General features: G+C 63.3%; 21 protein-coding genes. 9 read left to right on the forward strand and 12 right to left on the reverse strand.

From position 1 onward, the window contains the following. Positions 1-24: 24 nt before the first annotated feature. The 6 genes from J4P02_RS22030 to pcaR all read right to left on the reverse strand — a co-directional run bounded on the left by J4P02_RS22030 (position 25) and on the right by pcaR (position 6,983). Complete coding sequence (locus J4P02_RS22030) at positions 25-1,320, reverse strand: MFS family transporter (protein WP_426194198.1); 1,296 nt, start codon at positions 1,318-1,320, stop codon at positions 25-27. A gap of 115 nt (positions 1,321-1,435) precedes the next feature. Continuing rightward, positions 1,436-2,641 carry a 3-oxoadipyl-CoA thiolase gene (pcaF, locus tag J4P02_RS22035; protein ID WP_426194338.1) on the reverse strand — a complete coding sequence of 402 codons (1,206 nt, stop codon included), beginning with the start codon at positions 2,639-2,641 and terminating at the stop codon, positions 1,436-1,438. Then, positions 2,638-3,417, reverse strand: coding sequence for a CoA-transferase subunit beta (locus J4P02_RS22040; protein WP_426194200.1), 780 nt, complete (start codon positions 3,415-3,417; stop codon positions 2,638-2,640). The genes pcaF and J4P02_RS22040 overlap by 4 nt, the downstream gene beginning before the upstream one ends. Next, a complete protein-coding gene (locus J4P02_RS22045) occupies positions 3,417-4,274 on the reverse strand; it encodes a CoA transferase subunit A (RefSeq protein ID WP_426194202.1) in 858 nt (285 codons plus the stop codon). Before J4P02_RS22045 ends, J4P02_RS22040 begins: the two co-directional genes overlap by 1 nt. A 231-nt stretch (positions 4,275-4,505) precedes the next feature. Then, entirely contained in the window at positions 4,506-5,852 is a 1,347-nt protein-coding gene (locus J4P02_RS22050) for an MFS transporter (RefSeq protein ID WP_426194204.1), read from the reverse strand. A gap of 288 nt (positions 5,853-6,140) precedes the next feature. Beyond that, positions 6,141-6,983 (reverse strand): pca regulon transcriptional regulator PcaR, encoded by an 843-nt coding sequence (gene pcaR, locus J4P02_RS22055; protein WP_426194206.1) that lies wholly within the window; start codon positions 6,981-6,983, stop codon positions 6,141-6,143. A gap of 670 nt (positions 6,984-7,653) precedes the next feature. Between pcaR and J4P02_RS22060 the strand changes: the two genes are divergently transcribed. Further along, positions 7,654-7,860, forward strand: coding sequence for a hypothetical protein (locus J4P02_RS22060; protein WP_426194208.1), 207 nt, complete (start codon positions 7,654-7,656; stop codon positions 7,858-7,860). Positions 7,861-8,230: 370 nt separating this feature from the next. Continuing rightward, the gene (locus J4P02_RS22065) at positions 8,231-9,706 is read left to right on the forward strand and encodes an inorganic phosphate transporter (RefSeq protein ID WP_426194210.1); all 1,476 of its coding nucleotides are present in this window, start codon (positions 8,231-8,233) and stop codon (positions 9,704-9,706) included. A 135-nt stretch (positions 9,707-9,841) separates the two neighbouring features. Here J4P02_RS22065 and ccoM read toward each other — a convergent pair whose 3' ends face one another. Then, positions 9,842-9,958: a cytochrome c oxidase subunit CcoM gene (gene ccoM, locus J4P02_RS22070; protein ID WP_015634423.1), complete on the reverse strand. Its 117-nt coding sequence runs from the start codon at positions 9,956-9,958 to the stop codon at positions 9,842-9,844. A 144-nt stretch (positions 9,959-10,102) separates the two neighbouring features. Beyond that, the gene (locus tag J4P02_RS22075) at positions 10,103-10,264 is read right to left on the reverse strand and encodes a hypothetical protein (protein ID WP_426194212.1); all 162 of its coding nucleotides are present in this window, start codon (positions 10,262-10,264) and stop codon (positions 10,103-10,105) included. A 182-nt stretch (positions 10,265-10,446) separates the two neighbouring features. Between J4P02_RS22075 and J4P02_RS22080 the strand changes: the two genes are divergently transcribed. The 3 genes from J4P02_RS22080 to J4P02_RS22090 all read left to right on the forward strand — a co-directional run bounded on the left by J4P02_RS22080 (position 10,447) and on the right by J4P02_RS22090 (position 13,069). Beyond that, positions 10,447-11,319, forward strand: a complete 873-nt coding sequence (locus J4P02_RS22080) for a LysR substrate-binding domain-containing protein (protein WP_426194214.1) — start codon at positions 10,447-10,449, stop codon at positions 11,317-11,319. An 89-nt stretch (positions 11,320-11,408) separates the two neighbouring features. After that, on the forward strand, positions 11,409-11,879 hold the full coding sequence (locus J4P02_RS22085) for a RidA family protein (protein WP_426194216.1): 471 nt from the start codon (positions 11,409-11,411) through the stop codon (positions 11,877-11,879). Then, complete coding sequence (locus J4P02_RS22090) at positions 11,876-13,069, forward strand: aminotransferase class V-fold PLP-dependent enzyme (protein WP_426194218.1); 1,194 nt, start codon at positions 11,876-11,878, stop codon at positions 13,067-13,069. The genes J4P02_RS22085 and J4P02_RS22090 overlap by 4 nt, the downstream gene beginning before the upstream one ends. A gap of 9 nt (positions 13,070-13,078) precedes the next feature. Here the strand turns inward: J4P02_RS22090 and J4P02_RS22095 are convergent, their stop codons facing one another. After that, positions 13,079-13,420, reverse strand: a complete 342-nt coding sequence (locus J4P02_RS22095; RefSeq protein ID WP_426194220.1) for an aspartate-semialdehyde dehydrogenase — start codon at positions 13,418-13,420, stop codon at positions 13,079-13,081. Positions 13,421-13,639: 219 nt separating this feature from the next. On the opposite strand from J4P02_RS22095, the gene rapA reads away from it, so the two are divergent. After that, entirely contained in the window at positions 13,640-16,489 is a 2,850-nt protein-coding gene (gene rapA, locus J4P02_RS22100; RefSeq protein ID WP_426194222.1) for an RNA polymerase-associated protein RapA, read from the forward strand. An 81-nt stretch (positions 16,490-16,570) separates the two neighbouring features. Here rapA and J4P02_RS22105 read toward each other — a convergent pair whose 3' ends face one another. Further along, a complete protein-coding gene (locus J4P02_RS22105) occupies positions 16,571-17,917 on the reverse strand; it encodes a spinster family MFS transporter (RefSeq protein WP_426194225.1) in 1,347 nt (448 codons plus the stop codon). Between the two features lie 312 nt (positions 17,918-18,229). Here J4P02_RS22105 and J4P02_RS22110 point away from each other — a divergent pair, with 312 nt between their 5' ends. Both J4P02_RS22110 and J4P02_RS22115 read left to right on the forward strand, forming a co-directional pair. Next, on the forward strand, positions 18,230-18,598 hold the full coding sequence (locus tag J4P02_RS22110) for a YkgJ family cysteine cluster protein (protein ID WP_426194227.1): 369 nt from the start codon (positions 18,230-18,232) through the stop codon (positions 18,596-18,598). A gap of 142 nt (positions 18,599-18,740) precedes the next feature. Continuing rightward, positions 18,741-21,023 (forward strand): putative bifunctional diguanylate cyclase/phosphodiesterase, encoded by a 2,283-nt coding sequence (locus tag J4P02_RS22115; protein WP_426194229.1) that lies wholly within the window; start codon positions 18,741-18,743, stop codon positions 21,021-21,023. Here J4P02_RS22115 and J4P02_RS22120 read toward each other — a convergent pair. Continuing rightward, positions 20,914-21,810, reverse strand: coding sequence for an NAD(P)-dependent oxidoreductase (locus J4P02_RS22120; protein WP_426194231.1), 897 nt, complete (start codon positions 21,808-21,810; stop codon positions 20,914-20,916). The genes J4P02_RS22115 and J4P02_RS22120 overlap by 110 nt on opposite strands. 198 nt (positions 21,811-22,008) lie before the next feature. Here J4P02_RS22120 and J4P02_RS22125 point away from each other — a divergent pair, with 198 nt between their 5' ends. Next, entirely contained in the window at positions 22,009-24,192 is a 2,184-nt protein-coding gene (locus J4P02_RS22125; protein WP_426194233.1) for a hypothetical protein, read from the forward strand. Positions 24,193-24,467: 275 nt separating this feature from the next. Here the strand turns inward: J4P02_RS22125 and J4P02_RS22130 are convergent, their stop codons facing one another. Then, on the reverse strand, positions 24,468-24,773 hold the full coding sequence (locus tag J4P02_RS22130) for a DUF2288 domain-containing protein (RefSeq protein WP_041116319.1): 306 nt from the start codon (positions 24,771-24,773) through the stop codon (positions 24,468-24,470). Positions 24,774-24,855 lie beyond the last annotated feature (82 nt).

A 24,855-nucleotide genomic window follows, 5' to 3' on the forward strand; every position in this document is an offset into this window, starting at 1 on the left:
CCGCAATGGGCGCCAGCCGACGGATCAAAGATCGTGATGCAGGTACGCCGCCTGCTTCGGCAGGCGCAGGCTGAACAGAAAGGCAATCGCCATCATCACCGTGACATACCAGTAGAAGGTGTTTTCCATGCCCATGTTCTTGAAGTTCAGGGCCACCCACTCCGCCGAACCACCGAAGATCGCATTGGCCACCGCATAGGCCAAGCCCACCCCCAGCGCACGCACCTGCGGCGGGAACATCTCGGCCTTCACCAGGCCGCTGATGGAGGTGTAGAAACTGACGATGGACAGCGCCAGGGTAATCAGCACGAAGGCCAGGAACGGGCTGGTAACGGTCTTCAGTGTCAGCAGGATCGGCACGGTGAACAGGGTGCCCAGGGCACCGAACCAGAGCATGGAACTGCGCCGGCCGATCTTGTCCGCCAGCATGCCGAACAGCGGCTGCATGCACATATAGAGGAACAACGCGCCGGTCATCACATAGCTGGCGGTCTTGGCGTGCATGCCCGCGGTGTTCACCAGGTACTTCTGCATATAGGTGGTGAAGGTGTAGAAAATCAGCGAACCGCCGGCGGTGTAGCCCAGCACCGTGATAAAGGCCGCCGAGTGATGCTTGAACAGCGCGGCGATGCTGCCGGCATCCTTGTCCTCGCGGGTTTCCCGGCTGGTGGTTTCCTTCAGCGAACGCCGCAGCAGCAGGGAGATCACAGCGGCGATGGCACCGATCACGAACGGAATGCGCCAGCCCCAGGCCTTGAGCTCGGCCTCATCGAGAAACTGCTGGAGGATCACCAGCACCAGCACCGCCAGCAACTGCCCGCCGATCAGGGTCACGTACTGGAAGGAAGCAAAGAAACCGCGCTGGCCCTTGAGCGCCACTTCGCTCATGTAGGTGGCGGTGGTGCCGTACTCGCCGCCCACCGACAAGCCCTGGAACAGCCGCGCCACCAGTAGCAGGAACGGTGCCCAGGCACCAATGCTGGCGTAGGTCGGCAGGAAGGCGATGACCAGCGAGCCGGCGCACATCATCAGCACCGAGATCATCATCGAGTTCTTGCGCCCATGGCGGTCGGCAACCCGGCCGAACAGCCAGCCACCGATGGGCCGCATCAGGAAGCCGGCGGCGAACACCCCGGCGGTATTGAGCAGCTGTACCGTGGGGTCGTCCGAGGGAAAGAAGGCCGGGGCGAAGTAGATGGCGCAAAAGGCATAGACATAGAAGTCGAACCATTCCACCAGGTTGCCGGACGATGCACCGACAATCGCAAAGATCCTTTTGCTGCGTTCCTCTCCGGTGTAGTGACTTGTAGTTGTTGTCATGGTTTTTCACTCGTGGGGGACAGTGTGAGTCTAGACACACTTGGCAACATTCCCGTTCCGCAGTCCGCGCAACGGGGCCCCGCAAACGCCGTGGCGCTTGCAGGGCAAACCATCATCAAACCCGTTCGATGGCCAGGGCCAGGCCTTGGCCAACCCCCACGCACAGGGTGGTCAGGGCTTTTCTGCCGCCGCTCTTCTCCAATTGATGCAAGGCCGTGAGCACCAGGCGTGCGCCACTCATGCCCAGGGGATGGCCCAGGGCGATGGCTCCGCCATTGGGGTTGACCTGGGGCGCGTCGTCCGCCAGCCCCAGCTCGCGCAGCACCGCCAGGCCCTGGCTGGCGAAGGCTTCATTGAGCTCGATCACGTCGAAGTCGCCGATGACAAGCTCCAGGCGCGCCATCAATTTGCGCACCGCCGGCACCGGGCCGATGCCCATCACCCGTGGCGCCACACCGGCACTGGCCATGCCCAGGACTCGCCCACGCGGGGTCAAGCCGTGTTTCTGCACCGCCTCGGCCGATGCCAGGATCAGCGCTGCGGCGCCGTCGTTGACCCCCGAGGCATTGCCGGCAGTGACGGTCTTACCTGCGCCATTGACCGGCTTGAGCCTGGCCAGAGCTTCCAGGCTGCTGTCGGCACGAGGGTGTTCGTCCCGCTCCACCAGGCTCTCGCCCTTCTTGTGGGCGATGCGCACCGGGACTATTTCCTCGGCGAAGAAGCCGGCGGCCTGGGCTGCGGCGGTGCGCTGCTGGCTGCGCAGGGCGAAGGCGTCCTGGTCGGCGCGGGACACTTGGTAGTCATCCGCCACGTTGTCGGCGGTCTGCGGCATGGCGTCCACGCCGTACTGGGCCTTCATCAGCGGGTTGATGAAACGCCAGCCGATGGTGGTGTCTTCCAGTTGCATGTTGCGCGAGAAGGCGGCATCCGCCTTGCCCATGACAAAGGGCGCGCGGGACATGGATTCGACGCCGCCGGCAATCGCCAGCTCCATCTCGCCACTGGCGATGGCGCGGAACGCCGTGCCGATGGCCTCCATGCCCGAGGCACAGAGACGGTTCAGGGTCACCCCCGGCACGCTGTCCGGCAGGCCCGCAAGCAACAGCGCCATGCGCGCCACATTGCGGTTGTCCTCACCGGCCTGGTTGGCGCAACCGAGGAACACCTCATCCACCGCGCTCCAGTCCACCGACGGGTTACGCGCCATCAGGGCCTTGATTGGCAGCGCCGCCAGATCGTCGGCGCGCACTGTCGCCAGGCCACCGCCAAAGCGGCCGATGGGGGTACGGATGGCATCACAGATAAACACGTCGCGCATCAGGCTTCTCCCGGGGCTTGGCCGTGGGCTGCGGCGGTGCGCGCTTCCAGGTCACGCAAGGCGCGCAGTTCGATCGCGGTCGGTGCCGCAGTCTCGGTCACTTGCTCGGCAAAGCGAATCGGCCAGCCGGTGGCGGCCACCACCTGCTCGCGGGTCACCCCTGGGTGCAGTGCGGTGACGATGAATTCATGGCTGCCGGCTTCCGGCTCCATGATGCACAGGTCGGTGATGATCCCCACCGGGCCGGCGCCGGGCAGGCCCAGGCGCTTGCGTGAGTCGCCGCCTTCGCCATGGCCGACCGAGGTGATGAAGTCCAGCTTGTCGACGAAGGAACGCGAGGACTGCTTGAGGATGATCAGCACGCTTTTCGCCGAGCCGGCAATTTCCGGCGCACCGCCGGCCCCCGGCAGGCGCACCTTGGGCCGGTGGTAATCGCCGACCACGGTGGTGTTGATATTGCCGAAACGGTCGACCTGGGCCGCGCCAAGGAAGCCCACGTCAATGCGCCCGCCCTGCAGCCAGTAGCGGAAGATCTCGCCGGTGGGCACCACGCTGTCGGCGGTTTCCGCCAGTTCGCCATCGCCGATGGACAGTGGCAGCACGCTGGGCTTGGCGCCAATCGGCCCGGATTCGTAGATCAGCACCACATCCGGCGACGAGGTCAGGCGCGCCAGGTTGGCGGCCTTGGACGGCAGGCCGATGCCGACAAAGCACACCGCGCCGTTCTGCAGGCGGCGGGCGGCGGCCACGGTCATCATTTCACTGGTGGAATAGGTCATTACTGGGCCTCCGAAGCTGCGGCCAGCTTGGCCTGGAATTCGCTGAAATCGGCGCTGCCATGGATGTATTCATTGATCCAGGCGGTGAAGGTTTCACGGTCGCGGGCGATTGGGTCCCAGGCCTGGTAGAAGCGGTTGTCGCGCTCGGAATAGCCGTGGGCGTAGGACGGGTGGGCGCCACCGGGCACATGGCAGACCGCGCTCAGGGCCCAGGTCGGTAATACGCAGGCGTTCATCGGCGCATTCAACTCGTCGACGATTTCCTCCACCGTGACGATGCAGCGCTTGGCGGCCAAAGCGGCCTCTTTCTGCACCCCGAGAATGCCCCACAACAGCACGTTGCCCTTGCGATCGGCCTTCTGTGCGTGGATCACCGTGACATCCGGGCGTACCGAAGGCACTGCCGCCAGCACTTCACCGGTGAAGGGACAGGTGACGCTCTTGATCAGCGGGTTGACCTTGGGCAGGTCGGAGCCGGCATAGGCCCGCAACACGGCAAAGGGCAGACCCGAAGCGCCGGCGACATAGGCATTGGCCAGGTCGGCGTGGCTGTGCTCCTCGATCTCCAGAGGCTGCGGCCACTGCTTTTCCACCGCGTCGCGCAGGCGATGCAGGGAACCCACCCCCGGGTTGCCGCCCCAGGAGAAAATCAGCTTGCGCGCGCAACCGGCCCCTATCAACTGGTCGTAGATCAGGTCAGGCGTCATGCGTACCAAGGTCAGGTCTTTCTTGCCCTGGCGAATGATTTCATGACCTGCAGCGGTAGGAATCAGGTGGGTGAAGCCTTCGAGCGCGACGGTGTCGCCGTCGTTGATGAACTGCTTCACCGCCTCGTGCAGCGAAAGGATTGCAGCCATGGGTGGGGTCTCCCGGTGGTTGTTCAGCGACTGGAGAAAAGGCGCTCTGGGCGCGCCGCAGTGACTGAAGATTAAGCCGCGGCAAAACCCCAAACAATCCGATAATCGACTAAGCGTTCGATAATCGAACGCATTGTTGCAGGGCTATCGATCTGCTCCTTTCCGCGCAAAACGGCTCCTGTAGCCGCAGCCAAAGGCTTGCAGCTACAGACTTGCCGCTTGCCACTGCCCTCAGGTTGCATCCGCATGGCTGACCATGCCCTTGATCACCACCGCGGTGGTGGCCAGTGCCGCCGGAATCACCAGGGCGCTGAGCACCTGCTCGAAGTTCCAGCCCAGGCCCAGCAAGGTCGCCCCCATCCAGGCGCCGAGAATGGCGCCGAAACGGCCGATGCCGAGCATCCAGGACACGCCGGTGGCGCGCCCCTGGGTCGGGTAGAAACGCGCGGCCAAGGAGGGCATCGCCGATTGCGCGCCGTTGACGCACATGCCGGCGATCAGCACCAAGGTGGTCAGGAGGGTGATATTGCCCAGGCTCTGCCCCACGGCGTAGGCAAAGACCCCGGCCAGCAGGTAGAAACAGCCGATCACCTTGTGCGGATTGAAACGGTCCATGGCCCAGCCCACCCCGACCGCGCTGAGCACCCCGCCAAACTGGAACAGCGCGCCGATAAACGCCGCTTGCTCCATGCTGGCGCCGCTGTCGCGCATCAGGGTCGGCAGCCAGCTGGTGAGCAGGTAGACGATGACCAGGCCCATGAAATAGGTCAGCCAGAGCAACAGGGTGCCGAGGCTGTAGGTGCCGGAGAAGATCACCGCAAATACATTGCGCGCCTTCACCGTCTTCTGCTCCGGCACGCTGAAGCTGCCGGCCTCGCCCACCAGGGCCGGGGCGATGGGGGCCAGGGTCTTGCGCACCTTGTCCGTGCCACGGTTGCGCACCACCAGGTAGCGCGCCGATTCCGGCAGCCAGAGCACCAGCACCAGGGCCAGGATCAACGGCAGAATGCCGCCGATCAGCAACAGGCTGTGCCAACCGAAGGCCGGGATCAGCTTGGCGGAAATAAAGCCGCCGCCGGCCATGCCCAGGTTGAAGCCGCAGAACATGCTGGTGACCAGCAGCGACTTGTGGCGCTCGGGGGTGTATTCCGAGAGCAAGGTGGTGGCGTTGGGCATACCCGCCCCCAGCCCCAGGCCGGTGAGAAACCGCAGCACCAGCAACTGGTCGACATTGCTGCTGTAGGCCGAAGCCAGGCTGAAGGCGCCAAACAGCAGCACCGCCCACACCAGCACCACCTTGCGGCCGAAGCGGTCGGCCAGGGGCCCGGAACCCAGGGCGCCAAATACCATGCCGATCAGCGCGGCGCTCATCACCGGGCCGAGGCTGGCGCGGTCGATGCCCCAGTCCTGGGACAGCGCCGGGGCGATAAAGCCCATGGCGGCGGTGTCCAGGCCATCGAGGAAGACGATCAGGAAACACAGGATCACCACCCGCCACTGATAGCTGGAAAGCGGCTGGCCATTGATCAAGGACTGCACATCGAGGCAGTTCCCTACAGCGGATTGAGGCTGGTTCATTATTTTTATATCCACACTAAAACGCAGGCGAGCAGAGGCCGCCAAGGGTTGGTCAGATCGGGAGCAAGCGTGGTGGAGTCAGGCGATTCGAGCGGGACGGCAGGAACGGTCGCGGCAACGACACAGGGGGAAAACGCTCATGGGCTGGCCTCTTCTTTATTATGGGTCGGGCCATCGACTGCGGGCGGGCAATGCCCGTTCGCCGCCGATGACGCTGCCGCGACATTAAAGAGCCAAGGGAAACAGCGTCAATTCGGCAACGGCGGATCTGTGCGTTTATCGAACAGCTTAAGCGAACAGCTGGGCGCTCAGGTCGCGGCTGGCGCTTAGCAACCCGGGCAGAAAGCGCTGTTCCAGCTCGGCGCGGCTGACCCGGCCGGCATGGGTGCTGACGTTCAGCGCCGCCAGCACCTGGCCCGAGGCGTCGTACACCGGTACGGCGATGGAACGCAGGCCCTGTTCCAGTTCCTGGTCGACGATGCACCAACCCTGCTGACGCACTTGCTGCAGGCATTCAAGCAGGGCCTCTGGCGTGTGCAGGGTACGGCTGGTCTTGGCCTGCAGGTCGGCATGTTCGAGGTATTCCTGCAGCGAGGAATCGTCCAGGGCGGCCAGCAGGATGCGGCCCATGGAAGTGCAATAGGCCGGCAACCGGCCGCCGACCGAAAGGTCCACCGAGATCAGCCGCTGCGTGGTGGCAGAACGAGCGATATAGAGAATGTCATCGCCCTCCAGGGTGGCCATGTTGCAGGCTTCATGGAGCTGTTCGCTCATGCGGTCCAGGTAGGGTTGCGCAGAAACCGCCAAGGGCGTCGACGACAGGTAGGCATGGCCCAGGGTCAACACCTTGGGCAACAGCGAATAGGTACGCCCGTCGGTGGTGGCGTAACCCAGCTTGATCAGGGTGTGCAGGCAGCGCCGCACCGCTGCCCGGGGAATTTCCGTGCGGTGGCTGATCTGCGCGATGGTCAGGTGACGCTTGCGCTCCTGGAAGGCCTGGACCACGGCCAGCCCGCGAGCCAGGGAGGTCATGAAGTCGGGGTCGCCCGTCAGTGCCTGAATCCTCTTCGCCGCGGAGGCCACGATGGGCGGCGCCACTGAGGTAAAGGAATTACGCATCTGATCGTTCATGGGTGCTTCTCTGCGACGGAGTTCTGCCGTATTACAAGCCCTGCGGGAGACACAGCACAAGCCGCTGGCTACAACTTCGGGCGATTATCGAACCGGCGACCGATAATCGCAATCCGCTGGCGAGGTATCGTCCTACGTCCTTTATTGCAAAAACTCATAGGAATAATCGCAATCGGCAAGAGGGTTAAAGCAGAGTTTCTTACACTCACTTGCATCAAGAACTACATATCCCCTCAATGGAGTTGCAGCGATCGTTGGCAAGACGGCAAGCTCCCCAGGCAAAAGCCTCAAACTTGCCTGAAACAAAAGCCTCACACTAAAGACGCCTGTTTCTAACTTGTCGCCAATAGAGTTATTCTCTGCCGCGGCTATACTGACCCAGTGGAAAATCAACAGGCAGTTTCTCTGCACCCGACCCGGGTGAATGGAACGGCAATCGATCACCAGCCGCAAGCGCTTGACCTCAAAGCAGATCCTGCCTATCCACTTGCATTAACGAACACTGTAGCTACGACAGTGACTTGCATCCGGTGACGTGGCCGCATGCATCAAGAGGCAACCCTCAAAGAAGCGGAACCAGAACCTAGGAAGGTTATGACCCCGACTTTTCAGAGTTGCCTGCAGGCAATGCGTTACACCGGAATGAACCTTCATTCAATTAGGTAACACTGTGACGAAAGACGAACTGCGCGTGGAACTTGAGCGCCAGGAACAACGTTACAAGGATGTTTACGGCGGCGAGATCACCCTTTATGCCGCGCAACCTGAACCCGAACGCAAACCCTGGCGCAAACGCGCGAGCGTTCGTGATCAGGCATTCAATCAAGAACTGCAAAAGATGGAAAAAGAGCTCCGGCCGGAGCAGCCAGAAGGCTGACGACCTGACCTTGAATGGGCTTGCTCTGTGGTCCGCGCGGTAACCCCGGCGGCCAGGCAGAACCTTGCTGCTCGCTATCCCGGGCTCATCACCGCCTCGTGCTACCGGCCACGAGGACAGGTACCCGGCAGGCCCTTTCGTTGAAATTTCATACGCTTGTTTGAAGCACCCCAATCCCCGACAGCCAGCCTGCCCATCGGGCTTTGGCCCAATAAACTCAATGGCTTGCCCTCGGCAAGGGGGATCGGCAGAAACTCTGCTCCCGGTCAGCTTTTTCGTTGAAGAATGTTACCGACCAGCACCTTGTGCGTTGATTACCAGGGTTTTCTGGCATAATCGCGCCCCCTTATGACCGGGTCAGAAAACCTTCATGATCGATTTATTCAGCGGACTGGATGCTTGGGTGCTTGTGAGCCTCTTGCTCGCCCTGGCTTTTGTCCTTGCCTACGAGTTCATCAACGGCTTTCATGACACCGCCAATGCGGTTGCCACTGTTATCTACACCAAGGCCATGCCGCCGCACCTGGCCGTGTTCTTTTCCGGTGTGTTCAATTTCCTCGGGGTGCTGCTGGGCGGCGTCGGCGTGGCCTATGCCATCGTCCACCTGCTGCCGGTCGAGCTGCTGATCAATGTCAACACCGGCCATGGCCTGGCCATGGTCTTCTCGTTGCTGGCCGCGGCCATCGCCTGGAACCTGGGCACCTGGTATTTCGGCATTCCGGCTTCCAGTTCCCATACCCTGATCGGTTCGATCCTCGGTGTCGGCCTGGCCAACGCCCTGCTCAATGACATTCCCCTGGCCGATGGCGTGAACTGGCAGAAGGCGATCGATATCGGTGCCTCCCTGGTGTTCTCGCCGATGGCCGGCTTCCTGATTGCCGCCCTGGTGCTGATCGGCCTGAAGTGGTGGCGGCCGATTTCCAAGATGCACAAGACCCCGGAACAACGCCGCAAGGTCGACGACAAGAAGCATCCGCCCTTCTGGAACCGCCTGGTGCTGGTGATCTCGGCCATGGCCGTGAGCTTTGTCCACGGTTCCAACGACGGTCAGAAAGGTATCGGCCTGATCATGCTGGTGCTGATCGGTATCGTCCCCGCGCAATTCGTGCTGGATCTCAACAGCACCACCTATCAGATCGAGCGGACTCGCGACGCCACCCTGCACCTGAGCCAGTTCTACCAGCGCAACCACGACTCCCTGGGCGAGTTCCTGGCCCTGGGCAAAAGCGTGAAAGACGACCTGCCGGGCAAGTTCCGCTGCAACCCGCAGCAGACCGAACCCACCATCGCCGCCCTGCTGGGCAGCCTCAAGGGTGTTTCCGACTACCATTCGCTGCCGCAGGAAAGCCGCATCGAAGTGCGCCGCTACCTCTTGTGCCTGGACGACACGGCGAAGAAGGTCGGCAAGCTGCCTGGCCTCGCCGCCCGTGAGAAGGCCGACCTGGACAAGCTGCGCAAGGACCTGACCGCCACCACCGAATACGCCCCCTTCTGGGTGATCCTGGCCGTCGCCCTGGCGCTGGGCCTGGGCACCATGATCGGTTGGAAGCGCGTGGTGCAAACCATCGGCGAGAAGATCGGCAAGCAAGGCATGACCTATGCCCAGGGCATGTCGGCACAGATCACCGCCGCCGGCCTGATCGGCCTGGCCAACATCTTCAGCCTGCCGGTGTCGACTACCCACGTGCTCTCCTCCGGCGTGGCCGGCACCATGGTCGCCAACAAGAGCGGCCTGCAGGGCGGCACGGTGAAGACCATCCTGCTGGCCTGGGTGCTGACCCTGCCGGCCACCGTGGCCCTGTCGGCCGGCCTGTTCTGGCTGGCGTCCAAGGCCCTGGGAACCTGATACCCAGCCTGGCAATAAAAAAGGTGCGGCCCTAGGGACGCACCTTTTTTTATGCCTGCGAACTTTTCTGCGGGCAAAAAAAAGGGCAACCGAAGTTGCCCAAAATGCCTTGCGTGCTCGTTGCCCTGGAGAGACTTAGGGTTTTTTCCGTTTATTTGCGTCTTTCCAGATAAAGAATCCAAACCCTGCGAAAAACAGAACCATGAGGCCGACTGTCAGCACTCCGGCGATCACCACATTGTCGAAAAACATGACTGGCCTCCTGCTCTTGCCCTGTTGCGATGGGGCTAAGTTAACCAAAGAGGCGGGGTGGGAAATTGACCGGGGTCAATGTCGCCCATGGCTGGGCGCGAGGAAGGGGGAATAACTGACCTGTATCAACAGAAAGCGCCCGATTCAGCGCTTTTTCGGTTTGTTTTTCGGCTTTTTCTTGGCTTTGCCCAAGGGCATGGCTTGCTCGAAAGCCTGGCGTACTTCGTTCAGGCGTTTCTCGTTCAGGTCATGCACGCGCTTGCTGCGCTCGGCGTTCAGGTCGATCAGCTTGGTGTCTTGGCTCATGGTTCGTATCACTGGGTTCGATGGCAATAGGTTGCGCGTGAAGCCGCGCCCTGGCGAATGGACCAATAATGCGGCGTGCGGCCGCACCTGACCAGTGATCAGACTCGCCAGCGCGCAATAAAGTCGCTGCCGGAAACTTTTTTTATCCGCACAATGGGCCTTTGCCCCACAGGAACCCGCCAGTGGAAATGCCCAAGCACCTGCCGCCGCTATTGGCCCTGCGCGCGTTCGAAGCCGTGGCCCGGCACCTGAGCTTCATCAAGGCGGCCCAGGAACTGTGCGTGAGCCAGAGCGCCATCAGCCATCAGGTACAGAAGCTCGAACAGCACCTGGGGCAACGCCTGTTCGTGCGGCGCACCCGCGCCATCGACCTGACCGCCAGCGGCGCCCGCTATTACCAGGAAATCCGCCCGGCCCTGGAGCAGATCGCCCAAGCCACCCAGGCACTGCTGGCCCCGACCTCAGGCAGCGTGCTGCGCGTCGGCCTGCTGGCCTCCTTCGCCACCTTGTGGCTGGCGCCGCGCCTGGCAGACTTTCGTCGCCGCTACCCGCAGATCGAGCTGCAATTGCACCCGGACATCAACCTGGCCGACGTCGCCGGGGCCGAAGTCGACCTGGCCATCCGCTACGGCAAGGGCCACTGGCCGCAGGTGCAGGCCCAACGCTTTCTCGGCGAGCGGTTGTCGCCGGTGTGCAGCCCCGACTTCAAGGCCCGAGCCCTGGCCCAGGGCCCGCTGCTGATGTCCCATGCCCAGCAGCCCTTCGAATGGAACGACTGGGGCAAGCATCAGGCCATCGACCTTGGCACCTACCCCAGCCTGATGCTCCACGACTACAACATAGTGGTCGAAGCGGCGGTGGCCGGTCAGGGCATCGCCATGGGCCGAGGCCGGCTGATCCAGCGTCATCTGGCCCAGGGCAGCCTGGTGGACGCCTTCGACCTGCCGCCCCTGTGCGGCGACATCGGCTACTGGCTGGTGACCGCCGAAGGGCCACGGAACCCGGCGCTGGAATGCCTGGTGCAATGGCTGCTGGAGCAGGGTCGCGACCCATGAGAAATTCAGATACGTCGGATTAGATCTATCCGTTTGTCGCTCGCGGGGCGAAGGCCGAAGCTGCCAGCCTTCCCCTTCGAGGACCTGCCATGCACCACTCCCTGCAACAGCGCCTGCAGCAACTGGGCCTGGAACTGCCGCCGCCCAGCCAACCCGTCGCCAATTACCTCAACCATGTGGTCAGCCAGAACCTGCTGTTTATCTCCGGGCAGATTCCGCTGCTTGCGGGGCAACCGGCGCTGCTCGGCCGGCTTGGTGAAGAGCTGTCGCCGGAACAAGGCGCCCAGGCCGCGGAACTGGCGGCCCTGGGCCTGCTGGCACAGCTGGGGACGGCCCTGGATGACGACCTGTCGCGCCTGCGCCGGATCAGCCGGCTCGGTGTGTTTATCGCCGCCAACGCCGAGTTCACCAGCCACGCCAGCGTGGCCAATGGTGCGTCGAACCTGCTGGTCAAGGTTCTGGGCGACAAAGGCCGGCATGCACGCACCGCGGTGGGCGTCGCCAGCCTGCCTGCGGGAGTGGCGGTGGAGGTCGACGCCATCTTCGAGCTGCAGCCATGAACAGCCTGGGCCCTGAGCATGTGGCCCGGTTGCGGGCGGTGACCCCGGGTTGCGCCCAGGTCTGCCACTTCAATCATGCCGGTGCTTCGTTGCCCAGCCAGGGCACCCTGGACGCGATGCTCGGGCAGTTGCAGCGCGAGGCTAGCCAAGGACCCATGGAAGCGGCTATCGGCGGCGCCCAACTGCAGGAGCAGGCGCGCCAAGCCGCGGCCCGCCTGCTCAATACCGAAGCTGCGGCGATTGCCTTCGCCAGCAGCGGCTCGGCGGCCTGGGGCATGGCCTTCAACGCCCTGGGCCCCTGGCAGGCCGGCGAGCGGATTCTGGTCGGGCGCCACGAATGGGGCGGCAATCTGGCCTGCATGGCCCCGGCCGTGGCCGCTGGCGCGCAGCTGGAAGTGATTCCCTGCGACCGTCACGGCGCAGTGTGCGTGGAGGCTTTGCAAGCCATGCTCGATTCGCGTGTGCGGCTGATCGCCCTGACCTGGCTACCGGCCAATGGCGGGCTGATCAATCCGGCCGCCGCCATTGGGCGCCTGGCCCGGCAATGGTGCATTCCCTACTTTATCGACGCCGGCCAGGCCCTGGGGCAGATTTCCTGCGATGTCCAGGCCCTGCACTGCGATGTGCTCAAGGGTGCCGGGCGCAAATACCTGCGCGGCCCGCGCGGCACCGCCCTGCTCTATATCAGGCCGGGCTTTCTTGACCAACTGAGCCCACCGCCACGGGATGTCTTGTCTGCGCCCTGGAACGGCCAGGGCTTCAGCCTGCGCGAAGATGCCCGGCGCTTTGAAACCAGCGAGGTGTCGCTGGTGTTGCTGGCCGGCCTGGGCCAGGCCCTGGAGGAATTGCTGGAAATTGGCCTGCCGGCCATCGAGCAGCGGATCGCCCTGCTGGCCAACAGGGTCCGCCAGGGCCTCGAGCGTCTACCGGGCGTACAGCTTCAAGACCTGGGCAGCAGCACCGGCAAATCCGCGCTGATCGCCTTTACCCTGGAGGGCTGGGATGGCTTTGCATTGAAGACGGAGCTGGCCCGGCGTGGGATCAATATCGGCGCCAATGGCGTCGCCTACACCCCGCTAGACATGCAGGCCAGGGGGCTTGAGAGCATCGCGCGGATTGCCCTGAGTTACTTCAACACGGAAGCGGAAGTCGAACGCCTGCTGCAGACGCTCGCGGAACTGGCGGGATAGGCCCCGGGGCTAGACTTCGACGTCCACCCACAGGCCCTGGCGCGGGGCGCCTTCGATCAGTGGCGCCACCGGCACCGTATTGTCGGCGTTGAGTTCGTCGCCGGGCACGGCCAGGTGCTGTTCGGGGTCGTCCTCGGCCTCGCGCTGGCGACGCTGACGTTCCTGCTGGCGCTGCTGCTCCTCGCGCAGCAACAGGGCCGATTGCTCGGCGTCGCGCTTTTGCAGGTCGATGGTGCTTTCGCTGGAGCTTTCCTGCACCGGCACTACCGGCGGGATATCCGGGCGCTGCCGGATCGGGTCCTGCTGGGCGGTGATGGGCACGGCACTCAAGGGAAGCATCGGTGGCAGCATGTTATAGGTCTCCTGTCAGCAGGCTGTCGGCTGCGGCATGGGCGACTTGAGCCATCGGTCGCAAAACTGTGACCCGGTCGTCAGCCGATGGTGCCCTGCGCCCCGACGAACGTCGTGGGTGCGCTACCTTTTTATCCAGGGGTTTTTATCAGAGTTCTTTGGACTGCAAGCTTCGTTCCGTTAAGATAGCCGGCTTTTTCAAGGCGGGAGTCAGGCAGCATGGCGCAGCAGTATCAACCGGGGCAACGCTGGATCAGTGACAGCGAAGCCGAGCTAGGCCTAGGCACCGTTCTGGCACAGGACGGCCGCTTGCTGACCGTGCTCTATCCGGCCACTGGCGACACCCGCCAGTACGCGCTACGGAATGCGCCCCTGACCCGCGTGAGGTTCTCGCCGGGCGATAGCATCACCCACTTCGAAGGCTGGAAGATGACCGTCCAGGAAGTCGATGACGTCGACGGCCTGCTGGTCTACCACGGGCTCAACGGGCAGAACGAAGCCGTGACCCTGCCGGAAACCCAGCTCTCGAACTTCATCCAGTTCCGCCTGGCCAGCGACCGTCTGTTCGCCGGGCAGATCGACCCGCTGGCCTGGTTCTCGCTGCGCTACCACACCCTGGAGCACACCAGCCGTCAGTTGCAGTCCTCGCTCTGGGGCCTGGGCGGCGTGCGCGCCCAGCCTATCGCTCACCAGTTGCACATTGCCCGTGAAGTCGCTGATCGCATCGCGCCGCGGGTCTTGCTGGCGGACGAAGTGGGCCTGGGCAAGACCATCGAGGCCGGCCTGGTGATCCATCGCCAGCTGCTCTCGGGCCGTGCCAGCCGGGTGCTGATCCTGGTTCCGGAAAACCTCCAGCACCAATGGCTGGTGGAAATGCGTCGGCGCTTCAACCTGCAAGTGGCGCTGTTCGATGAAGAACGCTTTATCGAAAGCGATGCCAGCAACCCCTTCGAAGACACCCAGCTGGCCCTGGTGGCCCTGGAGTGGCTGGTGGACGACGAAAAGGCCCAAGACGCGCTGTTCGCCGCCGGCTGGGACCTGATGGTAGTGGACGAAGCCCACCACCTGGTGTGGCACGAAGACCAGGTCAGCCCGGAATACGCCCTGGTGGAACAGCTGGCCGAGACCATCCCCGGCGTGCTGCTGTTGACCGCCACTCCCGAGCAACTGGGCCAGGACAGCCACTTCGCCCGTCTGCGCCTGCTCGACCCGAACCGTTTCCACGACCTCGCGGCGTTCCGCGCCGAGAGCGACAACTACCGCCCGGTGGCCGAAGCCGTGCAGGAGCTGCTGGACCAGGGTCGCCTGTCGCCCAAGGCGCAGCAGACCATCCAGGGTTTCCTCGGTGCTGAAGGCGAAACCCTGCTGGCCGCAGTCAACGACGGCGACAGCGAGGCCAGCGCGCGCCTGGTGCGCGAGCTGCTGGACCGCCACGGCACTGGCCGCGTGCTGTTCCGCAATACCCGCGCCGCGGTCCAGGGTTTCCCCGAGCGCCAGCTGCACGCCTACCCGCTGCCCTGCCCCGATGAATACCTGGAGCTGCCCCTGGGCGAACACGCCGAGCTGTACCCGGAAGTCAGCTTCCAGGCCCAGCCCGAGGCCGGCGATGAAGAACAGCGCTGGTGGAAATTCGACCCGCGGGTCGAGTGGCTGATCGACCAGCTGAAAATGCTCAAGCGCACCAAGGTCCTGGTGATCTGCGCCCACGCGGAAACCGCCATGGACCTGGAAGACGCCCTGCGCGTGCGTTCCGGGATTCCGGCCACGGTGTTCCACGAAGGCATGAACATCCTCGAGCGTGACCGCGCCGCGGCCTATTTCGCCGATGAAGAGTTCGGCGCCCAGGTGCTGATCTGCTCGGAAATCGGCAGTGAAGGCCGCAACTTCCAGTTCGCCCACCACCTGGTGCTGTTCGACCTGCCGTCGCACCCGGACCTGCTGGAGCAGCGGATCGGTCGTCTCGACCGGATCGGCCAGAAGCACACCATCCAGCTGCATGTGCCGTACCTGGAAACCAGCCCGCAAGAGCGTCTGTTCCAGTGGTACAGCGAAGCGCTGAACGCCTTCCTCAACACCTGCCCCACCGGCAACGCTTTGCAGCACCAGTTCGGCCCGCGCCTGCTGCCGTTGCTGGAAAACGCCGACGACGGCGAGTGGCAAGCCCTGATCGACGAAGCCCGTGGCGAGCGTGAACGCCTGGAAGCCGAGCTGCATACCGGCCGCGACCGCCTGCTGGAGCTCAACTCCGGCGGCGCCGGCGAAGGCGAGGCACTGGTGGAAGCGATTCTCGAACAGGATGACCAGTTCGCCCTGCCGATCTACATGGAAACCCTGTTCGACGCCTTTGGCATCGACAGCGAAGACCATTCGGAAAACGCCCTGATCCTCAAGCCCAGCGAGAAGATGCTCGACGCCAGCTTCCCCCTGGGCGACGACGAAGGGGTGACCATCACCTACGACCGCAACCAGGCACTGTCCCGCGAGGACATGCAGTTCATCACCTGGGAGCACCCGATGGTGCAAGGCGGCATGGACCTGGTGCTGTCCGGTTCCATGGGCAACACCGCCGTGGCGCTGATCAAGAACAAGGCGTTGAAGCCCGGCACCGTGTTGCTGGAGCTGCTGTACGTCAGTGAAGTGGTGGCCCCGCGCTCCCTGCAACTGGGCCGCTACCTGCCGCCGGCCGCCCTGCGCTGCCTGCTGGACGCCAATGGCAACGACCTGTCGGCACGGGTGGCGTTCGAAACCCTCAACGACCAGCTGGAAAGCGTGCCCAAGGCCAGCGCCAACAAGTTCATCCAGGCCCAGCGCGACCAGCTGGCGCCGAAGATCAACGCCGGTGAAGCCAAGGTTGCGCCACGTCACGCCGAGCGTGTGGCAGAAGCGCAACGCCGCCTGGCCGCCGACACCGATGAAGAGCTGGCACGCCTGACCGCGTTGCAGGCGGTCAACCCGACCGTGCGCGACAGCGAGCTGGTGGCCCTGCGCAAGCAACAGGAACAAGGCCTGGCCATGCTGGAAAAAGCCGCCCTGCGCCTGGAAGCGATCCGGGTACTGGTAGCGGGCTGACGCCCGGTAACAAGCGCCCGATAAAAGGCCCGCATGTTGCGGGCCTTTTTTTATCCGCCATTTGTAGGAGCGGCGTTTCGATCAAAGCGCCAATGCCGCCCCCTCAGGCTCGGCCTGCGCCAGCCCCTCCTTCATGCGCTGGGCATCGCGCACAAAGCAACGGGAGGCCTGGAACAGGAACAGCAGGGTCAGGAACAGCGCCACCGGAATCAGGTACATGGCGTCATGCAGGCCGATGGCCTTGAACTCCTCGGTCATCACTTCGGCGCCAGCGGCATACATCGCCGAATGCGCGAAGTGATCCGACAACGCGCCCACCACCACCGGCCCCAGGCCGCCACCCAACAGGTACAGCCCGGCGAAGAACAGGGCCATGGCGGTGGCCCGCAAACGCGGTTCTACCACGTCCTGCAAGGCGGTGTAGACGCAGGTGTAGAAGTTGTAGGCAAACAGCCAGCCAAGGCTGAACACACCGACAAACACCCCGACCTCTACACGCCCGGCATGCAGCGCCCAGGCGGTGGCCAAGGTCGAGATCATCAAGCTGCTGGCGGCAAACAGCAGGCGGCCGTTGGCGATCCGCTGATGGATCTTGTCGGCGAACCAGCCGCCCAGGGTCAGCCCCACCAGGCCGGTGACCCCGACAATCAGCCCGGCGGCCATCGCCGCCTCCTGCAAGGGCATCAGGAAGTAACGCTGCAGCATCGGCACCAGGAACGAGTTGCAGGCGTAGGTGGCGAAGTTGAAGCTGAGCCCGGCCAGGGTCAGCCAGAGAAAGGTCGGAATCGCCAACACTCGACGCAGCGGCCGGTCGATGGGCACCTGCGCCACCTTCACCGCCTCCGCCGCCCCGCGCTGGGGCTCCTTGATAAAGAACATGAACACCGCCAGCACCAGCCCCGGCACCGCGGCAATGAAGAAGGGTGCGCGCCAGCTGTCGAAGGCCTTGACCATGGCGCCAATGCTGAAGAACGCCAGCACCAGCCCCAGGGGCAGGCCGAGCATGAAGAAGCCCATGGCCCGGGCCCGACGGTGGGCCGGGAACAGGTCGCCGATCAGCGAGTTGGCCGCAGGTGCGTAGCTGGCTTCGCCAATGCCCACGCCCATGCGCACCAGGAGGAAGGCCCAGAAGCTGCCAACCATGCCGTTGACTGCGGTCAACCCGCTCCACACCGCCAGGCCCCAGCCCATCAGCTTGCTGCGCGAGCCGGTATCGGCCAGGCGCCCCAGCGGCAGGCCGGCGATGGCATAGACGAGGGTGAAGGCGGTGCCGATGATCCCCAGCTGGAAGTCGCTCAGGTGCCACTCCATGCGGATCGGTTCGATGATGATGGCGGGGATGGTGCGATCGAAGAAATTGAACAGGTTTGCCAGAAACAACAGGAACAGAATGCGCCAGGCATTTGCCGCTTGAGTCGAGTTATCCATGGATCGATCTCTTTTTATTGTTGTTCGGCCAGACGCGAGCGAGCCTGGAACCTGCAATCTAGTGCGCCCCGCGCAGGCTGTCTGTAATGATTCGTAAGCCTGATGCCTGGCCATTGCAGCCAGGTTGGGCTTTTCCACGTGCGCCGAGCAAGGCGCCACAGGCCCCGGCATCCGGGCCTTTGCCAGCCTTTTCAAGGGCTTGGCAAGGGCTGAAAAAATACCTGGCGCGCCCCCTTCCCAAGGCCGATGCGAAGCCTAGAATAGCCGCCTTGCCAGACCCCCTTATCAACCCCCTCCCCTTTGAATACGCCCATGTCCGAAGCCAGTCCGTGTCTGAATTGCGGTGCCTGCTGTTCACACTTTCGTGTGTCTTTTTTCTGGGGTGAATGCGCCTCATCCGGGGGGACAGTGCCCGACGAGCTGGTGGCCAGCATCAGCCCCAGCCGGGTGGCGATGCTCGGCACCGATTGCAAATCACCGCGCTGCACGGCCCTGGAGGGCGAAGTGGGCCAGGGCGTGAGTTGCTCCATCTACGAGCAGCGCTCCAGCACCTGCCGGGAGTTCGACGCCTCCTGGACCGATGGCCAGCACAACAGCGACTGCGATGCTGCCCGCGCCGCCTTCGGCCTGGCGCCACTGGAGCCGGCCAGCAACGAAGACTGGTACGAGCAAAGCGCTTAGCGCGATTGGCGATAGAGCCCATAAGCAAATCATTAGAGCCAAAATGCCATCCCCGATTGCAGCCAACAGGTGCCTTCTATACTCCAGGCACTTGTCGGTGCATGAATCCGCCGACCCCAGATGACTCTGAGATAGGCACGCTATGGATTGGCTGGGTCTGCATTTCATTACCGAGTTGCCCCACAGCGGGCAGGTGATAGTCCACTGCAGCCACAACCCGGTACTGGTGCTGCTGGCCTACCTGGTAGCCTGCGCCGCCAGCTTCGCCACCCTGGACATGGCCGAACGTGTCAGCCACGTCGAACGGCCGGCCAGCCAGCGGTTGTGGCGCTGGGTCGGCGCCTGTTGCCTGGCCGGCGGCATCTGGGCCATGCACTTTATCGCCATGCTGGCCTTCGAGGCGCCGCTGGAGATTCACTACAACCTGCCGCAGACCCTGCTTTCACTGCTGATCGCCCTGATCGCCGCCTGGCTGGCGATGAATACCCTGAGCCGCGCCCAACTGCCGCTGTGGCGCTATGCCGTGGCCTCGCTGTGGATCGGCCTGGGCATTGGCGCCATGCACTACGTGGGCATGACGGCGATGCGCTCCAGCGCCACCCTGTACCACGACCCCAGGCTGATGGGGCTGTCGCTGCTGCTGGCCATCGCTTGCAGCCTGGCGGCGCTGCTGCTGTCCCGGCACCTGCGCGATGGCAGCGGGATGTTCCACCAGTTGCTCAAGTACGCCAGCAGCCTGGTGCTGGGCGGCGCCATAGTGCTGATGCACTTCACCGGCATCTGGGCCGTGACCCTGGTGCTGCCCGCCGACTCCCTGCCGCTGGCACCGGCGCCCAACGGCAACCTGCAACTGGGCCTGACCGTCAGCGTGATCATGCTGCTGATCATCGGCAGCGGCATCAGCGCGGCCCTGGCGGACAAGAAACTGCAACACAAGGAACACGACCTGCGGCGGGTCAACGCCCTGCTTTCGCAACTGGACCAGGCCCGAGTGTCGTTGCAGCAAGTGGCCCACTACGACGCCCTGACCAACCTGATCAACCGCCGCGGCTTCAACCAGCTGTTCGCGGAAAAACTCATGGAGAAGACCACCTTCGGCGGCATGCTGGCGGTGATGTTCCTCGATATCGACCACTTCAAGCGGATCAACGACAGCCTCGGCCACGATGCCGGGGACGAGTTGCTCAAGGTCATTGCCGGGCATATCAAAGGCTCCACCCGCAGCCATGAAGACGTGGTGGCGCGCCTGGGCGGCGACGAATTCTGCATCCTGATCAACCTCTACGACCGCGAAGAGGCCCGGCACCTGGCCCAGCGCATCATGCAGAAGATGAAGGAACCGATCGAACTGGGCGGACGGCGCATGGTAATGACCACCAGCATCGGCATCAGCCTGTTCCCCGACGACGGCAGAACCTGCGAGGAGCTGCTGAAGAACGCCGACCTGGCGCTCTATCAATCCAAGGATGCCGGGCGCAACAACCTGCATTTCTTCAGCTCCAACCTCAAGACTCGCGCCACCCTGGAACTGCAACTGGAAGAGGAACTGCGCAACGCCCTGCGCGACGACCAGGGGCTGCAACTCTATTACCAGCCGATCTACGACCTCAGGAGCGCCAGGGTCACCAAGCTCGAGGCCCTGGTGCGCTGGCAGCATCCGCAGCACGGGCTGCTGGCGCCGGACCGCTTCATCAATATCGCCGAAGCCAATGGCATGATCGCCGAGCTGGATAACTGGGTGCTGCGCAAGGCCTGCGAGGACCTGGCCCATCTGTCGCGCAATGGCCGTGGCGAGCTGCGTATCGCGGTCAACTGCTCGGCCTTGAACCTGACCCGCGAAGAGCTGGCCGAGGAAATCGAGGACGCCCTGCGCCAGGCCCAGGTGGCGCCCCAGCGGCTGGAGCTGGAAGTCACGGAAAATGCCCTGATGGGCAATATCGCCAGCACCCTGGCGCTGCTCCAGCGGATTCGCGGCCTGGGCGTGTCGCTGTCGATCGACGACTTCGGCACCGGCTATTCATCCCTGGCCTACCTCAAGCGCCTGCCGCTCAACACATTGAAGATCGATCGCTCGTTTATCCAGGACACCCCCAAGTCGACCCAGGACATGGAAATCGTCCAGGCGATCATCGTCATGGCCCATACCCTGCACCTGCAGGTGGTCACCGAGGGGGTCGAGACCCCGGAGCAGCAGCAGTTCCTCGAGCGCTTCGGTTGCGACTACCTGCAGGGCTACCTGATCAGTCGCCCGGTGCCGCTGCGGGAGCTGCACAGGGTGCTGGACGAACTCGACCGCTGCCACGCCACGGGCGGCTTCACGGCTCGTGCGGCGGCTCGCGATAGAGACGAATCAGGGTCGCTGGATCTTTTTCCAGATAGCCCTGAGCCCCATGCAGACGCATCAACTGCGCAGCTAAGCCGCTGATCGGCGTCGCCGAACCCTGCTCCCTGGACAGCTTGACCGCGCCGTCCAGGTCCTTGAGCAGGGTGCGTACATGCCATTGCACCGGTTCGAAGCGGCTCTCGGCCATCTGCGGGGCGAGGATCTGCAACGGTTTCGAGTCGGCAAAACCGCCGGCCAGGGCCTCGGCCAGCAGCCGCGCATCGACCCCAGAACGCTCCGCCAGGGCCACCACCTCGGCAATCACCAGGGCATTGCAGGCCACGATCATCTGGTTGCAGGCCTTGGTCACCTGCCCCGCCCCCACCGCGCCCATATGGGTAACCCGTTGCCCCAGGGCCAACAATACCGGGCGCACCCGCTCGATATCCGCCGCCGCGCCGCCAGCCATGATCGCCAGGCTGCCAGCCTCGGCGCCCGCGGTGCCACCAGACACTGGCGCATCGACCCAGGCCATGCCACGGCTGCGCGCCAGTTCGGCGGCCATCTCACGGGTGGCCGCCGGCTCCAGGCTCGACAAATCCAGCAGCAATTGCCCGGCCCGCGCGCCTTCGGCGATGCCCCCGGCACCGAACACCACCTCGCGCACCACCTCGGTATTGGCCAGGCACAACAGCAGTACATCCGCGTGCTCGCAGAGCTGCGCCGGTGCGGCTACTTGTCGCGCCCCGGCGGCCACCAATGGTGCGCATTTCTCCGGGTTGCGGTTCCACACCGTCAGCTGATAGCCCGCCGCCAGCAGGCGCCGGCACATGGGCAAGCCCATCAGGCCGATTCCGGCGAATCCCAGGGAAGGTAACGCTGCCATCATCTTGCCTCCTTTTGATTAAAGATCATCGAATACTGGCCGATTCATCATGATTCAGGAAAGGATTCCCCCGAGCGACGCTCAGGTAAAAACCCTGGCGCCCTGGGCATAATTCGCGCTTTACACAGCGGCGAGGTCCCATTCCGTGATGGTTCGCAGACAGCTGTCCACGAGCCAACCTGACCAGGCATATGGCGCACAATGACTTCTAAAAATACCCCTGCCAACGCAGTCTCCGAGATGACGCTGACCTCCCCGATCCCAAGCCCCTCAGAAACGAAGCCATTGTCCAGTTCACGCCCCCTGTCGACCCAGCAATACCTGTACTTCACCGAAACCAATACCGACCGCATCCTCGATAACCTCGATGGCCTGCGCGACACCGTGTTCCCCCGTCCCCCGCACCTGGAGGACGAGCCGGAGAACCGCCGCGACCAGGAATTCCCTTCGGTGTGCCTGATCGGCCTCGGCCGCTGCGGCTCCAACATCGCCCTGGATGTGGCCGAGCTGGTGTACAACGCGCGCAAGTTCTACCTCAACGAATTCAACAACGAAGACAAGTCCTACGAGGGCGGTGGCTACAGCCCCGGCCAATGGATTCGCCAGAACCTGCGCCTGGGTCAGCACAAGGCCAGCAAGCCGGTGTTCCTGGTGGAACCGCTGGTGATGCTCGGCGACCTGGACAAGGACATCGCCGGGCGTATCCGTTTCTCGCGCAAGGGCGAGAAAAGCGGCTTTATCCGCGACTACAGCAAGATGAAGATCATGGACCTGTCCGAGGTGCACGCCGGCGGCGCCGGTAACGCGCCGATCCTCGGCCAGTACCTGGCCAAGATCATCCTCAACAAGGACACCCAGCGCTTCTCCAGCCCCGAGTGGAAAATGATCCACTCGTACCTGATCGATTCCTGCGGCATCAAGGCCAACCAGTCGCGCCTGTACTTCTCGATCTTCAGCGCCGGCGGCGGTACCGGCTCGGGCATGGCCTCGGAGTTCGGCCTGGCCCAGCAGTACTCGTACATGAACAAGACCTTCGACACCAAGCCGATGGACGAGCACGACAGCAAGAGCGGGCACTCCTTCGTCTTCGAGCCGATCTTCACCAGCGGTATCTGCGTGCTGCCGAACATTTCCGACCATCGCAGCGAAATGTCCGAAGCCCTGCATATCAACGCCGGCCGCCTGCTGTGCAAATACCTGTCGGAAGAGTGGGACTTCTCCTACAACTTCGACAATGAAGACAGCAGCGAAGCCAGTGTCATGGGGCGGATCCGCCCCTGGAACGCAATGATGCTGATCTCCAACGACATCATGCGTTACGCCGAAGAAAGCGATGACGGCAATATCCAGAACATCGACGTCAACGCCATGGAGAAGCACGCCAACCAGTACATCTCCCAGCAGATCTTCAACATCCTCACCGCCCAGGCAGTGACCACCGACTACGACCAGAACTACTTCCGTCGCGCCGGCATCGATATTGGCGAAACCATCCGCCTGGACGCCAACGACCTGTTCATGAGCCTGGCCGGCCCGGTGGCCATCGCCTACGCCGAATCCGTGGTGCCGGAACAGCCAGTGCCCACCGGCGACAAGTTCAAGGTGTTCGACAAAGAGCCGCAACGCCTGAATATCGACGACCTGTTCTTCCGCTCCATCGACCTGCCGCACTTCAACAAGCAGACCCAGGCCATCGAGGGCATCAGCCTGCTGCCGATCGAGTCCAAGCGCTACCGTGCGGCCCTGGAGCAGTACAAGGCCTCGGGCTACGACGCCGCGGCACTGCACGACCTGCACTTCTTCAAGAACTGCTCGTCGGTGGTGTCGATCGTCTCCCTGCCCAAGGACTACAAGCTGTCCTACATGGACCTGAACCGGCTCAAGACTCACCTCAACAGCCTGTTCCCCAACACCACCCTCAAGCGCTATGCGCTGGTGATCGGTGCCTCGGCCAACCTCTCGCTGACCACCCTGATCGCCAAGAGCCCGTGCCTGTCGGATGACTTCCTGACCCTGATCGTGGCCTTTATCAAGCGTTGCTTCGCGCGCAACCCGTACCGCTTCGATGACACCCTGGACAACTCGGTGCTGGAGTTCATCACCAGCGACGAGTTCGAAGAGGAGCGCATCGACGACCTGCTCAACGAGTTCGAGAACCCGGCGAAAATCCTGGATACCAACTGGTATGCGATCAAGCCGATGTACGAGAAGAAATACCGCGAGCTGATCAACGACAAGGACAAGTTCGTGTCGATCAACGACATCCGCCTGTCCCGCGATTGCGTGAAGAAAGCCATCAAGTACCTGCGGGAAATCTACCGTCACCGCATCGGCAAGACCCGGGTCATTTCCCTCAACAGCCACACCGGCAAGACGGCCTATTAAGAAGAGCTTCGCCGGCGAGCCGGCTCCTACGAGACAGGGAATTACCCGCTGTTTCTGTAGGAGCCGGCTTGCCGGCGAACAGGCGTTTTGCTCACATCGCGAAACAATTAAACAGCTCGTCGGCTCAACTTGAAACTGTGCCCCTTCCGTGAACGTCACCCTGGCTGAAAGCCTTGTGGGGCCTTTCTCTACGGCAAGATGCCAGCATCGGATTCACGGTTACTCGGCTACACACTTTTGTCCGACAAAAGCTCGCACCAAATCGGCGCACGCCTTCAGCGCGATGCCCTTTCCTGGATCAGGATCCAGGGTGATACCACCACCGCCCACAGCGTCGGATCACGCTCCAGCAGATCGGATGCCCGCGTCGCAGACAGCTTTTCAACCTTCCCCTCGGCCAGCCAGGCCGCGACTTTTTCCGCCTGGTTCTCAGCCACGGCCTGGGCCGCCTCGATCAGATCCAGGTCGGCCTCGACCCACAATAGGGCACCCTTGGCAAAGAACGGTTCCAGTTCCTTCCAACTGATAGATGCGGTCTCACCAAGCAGCTTGGCATAGAGGGTGCTAGGTTCTTGAGTCATGGGACTGTCCAGAAATGAAATCGGCGCAATCATAGCCTCGGTGCCCTGGCAGAAAAACCCAGAAGCAAATGCATCACCGATC

Origin of the sequence: Pseudomonas sp. NFXW11 (assembly GCF_049887815.1) — a bacterium.
In the GTDB taxonomy this organism is placed as follows: Bacteria; Pseudomonadota; Gammaproteobacteria; order Pseudomonadales; family Pseudomonadaceae; genus Aquipseudomonas.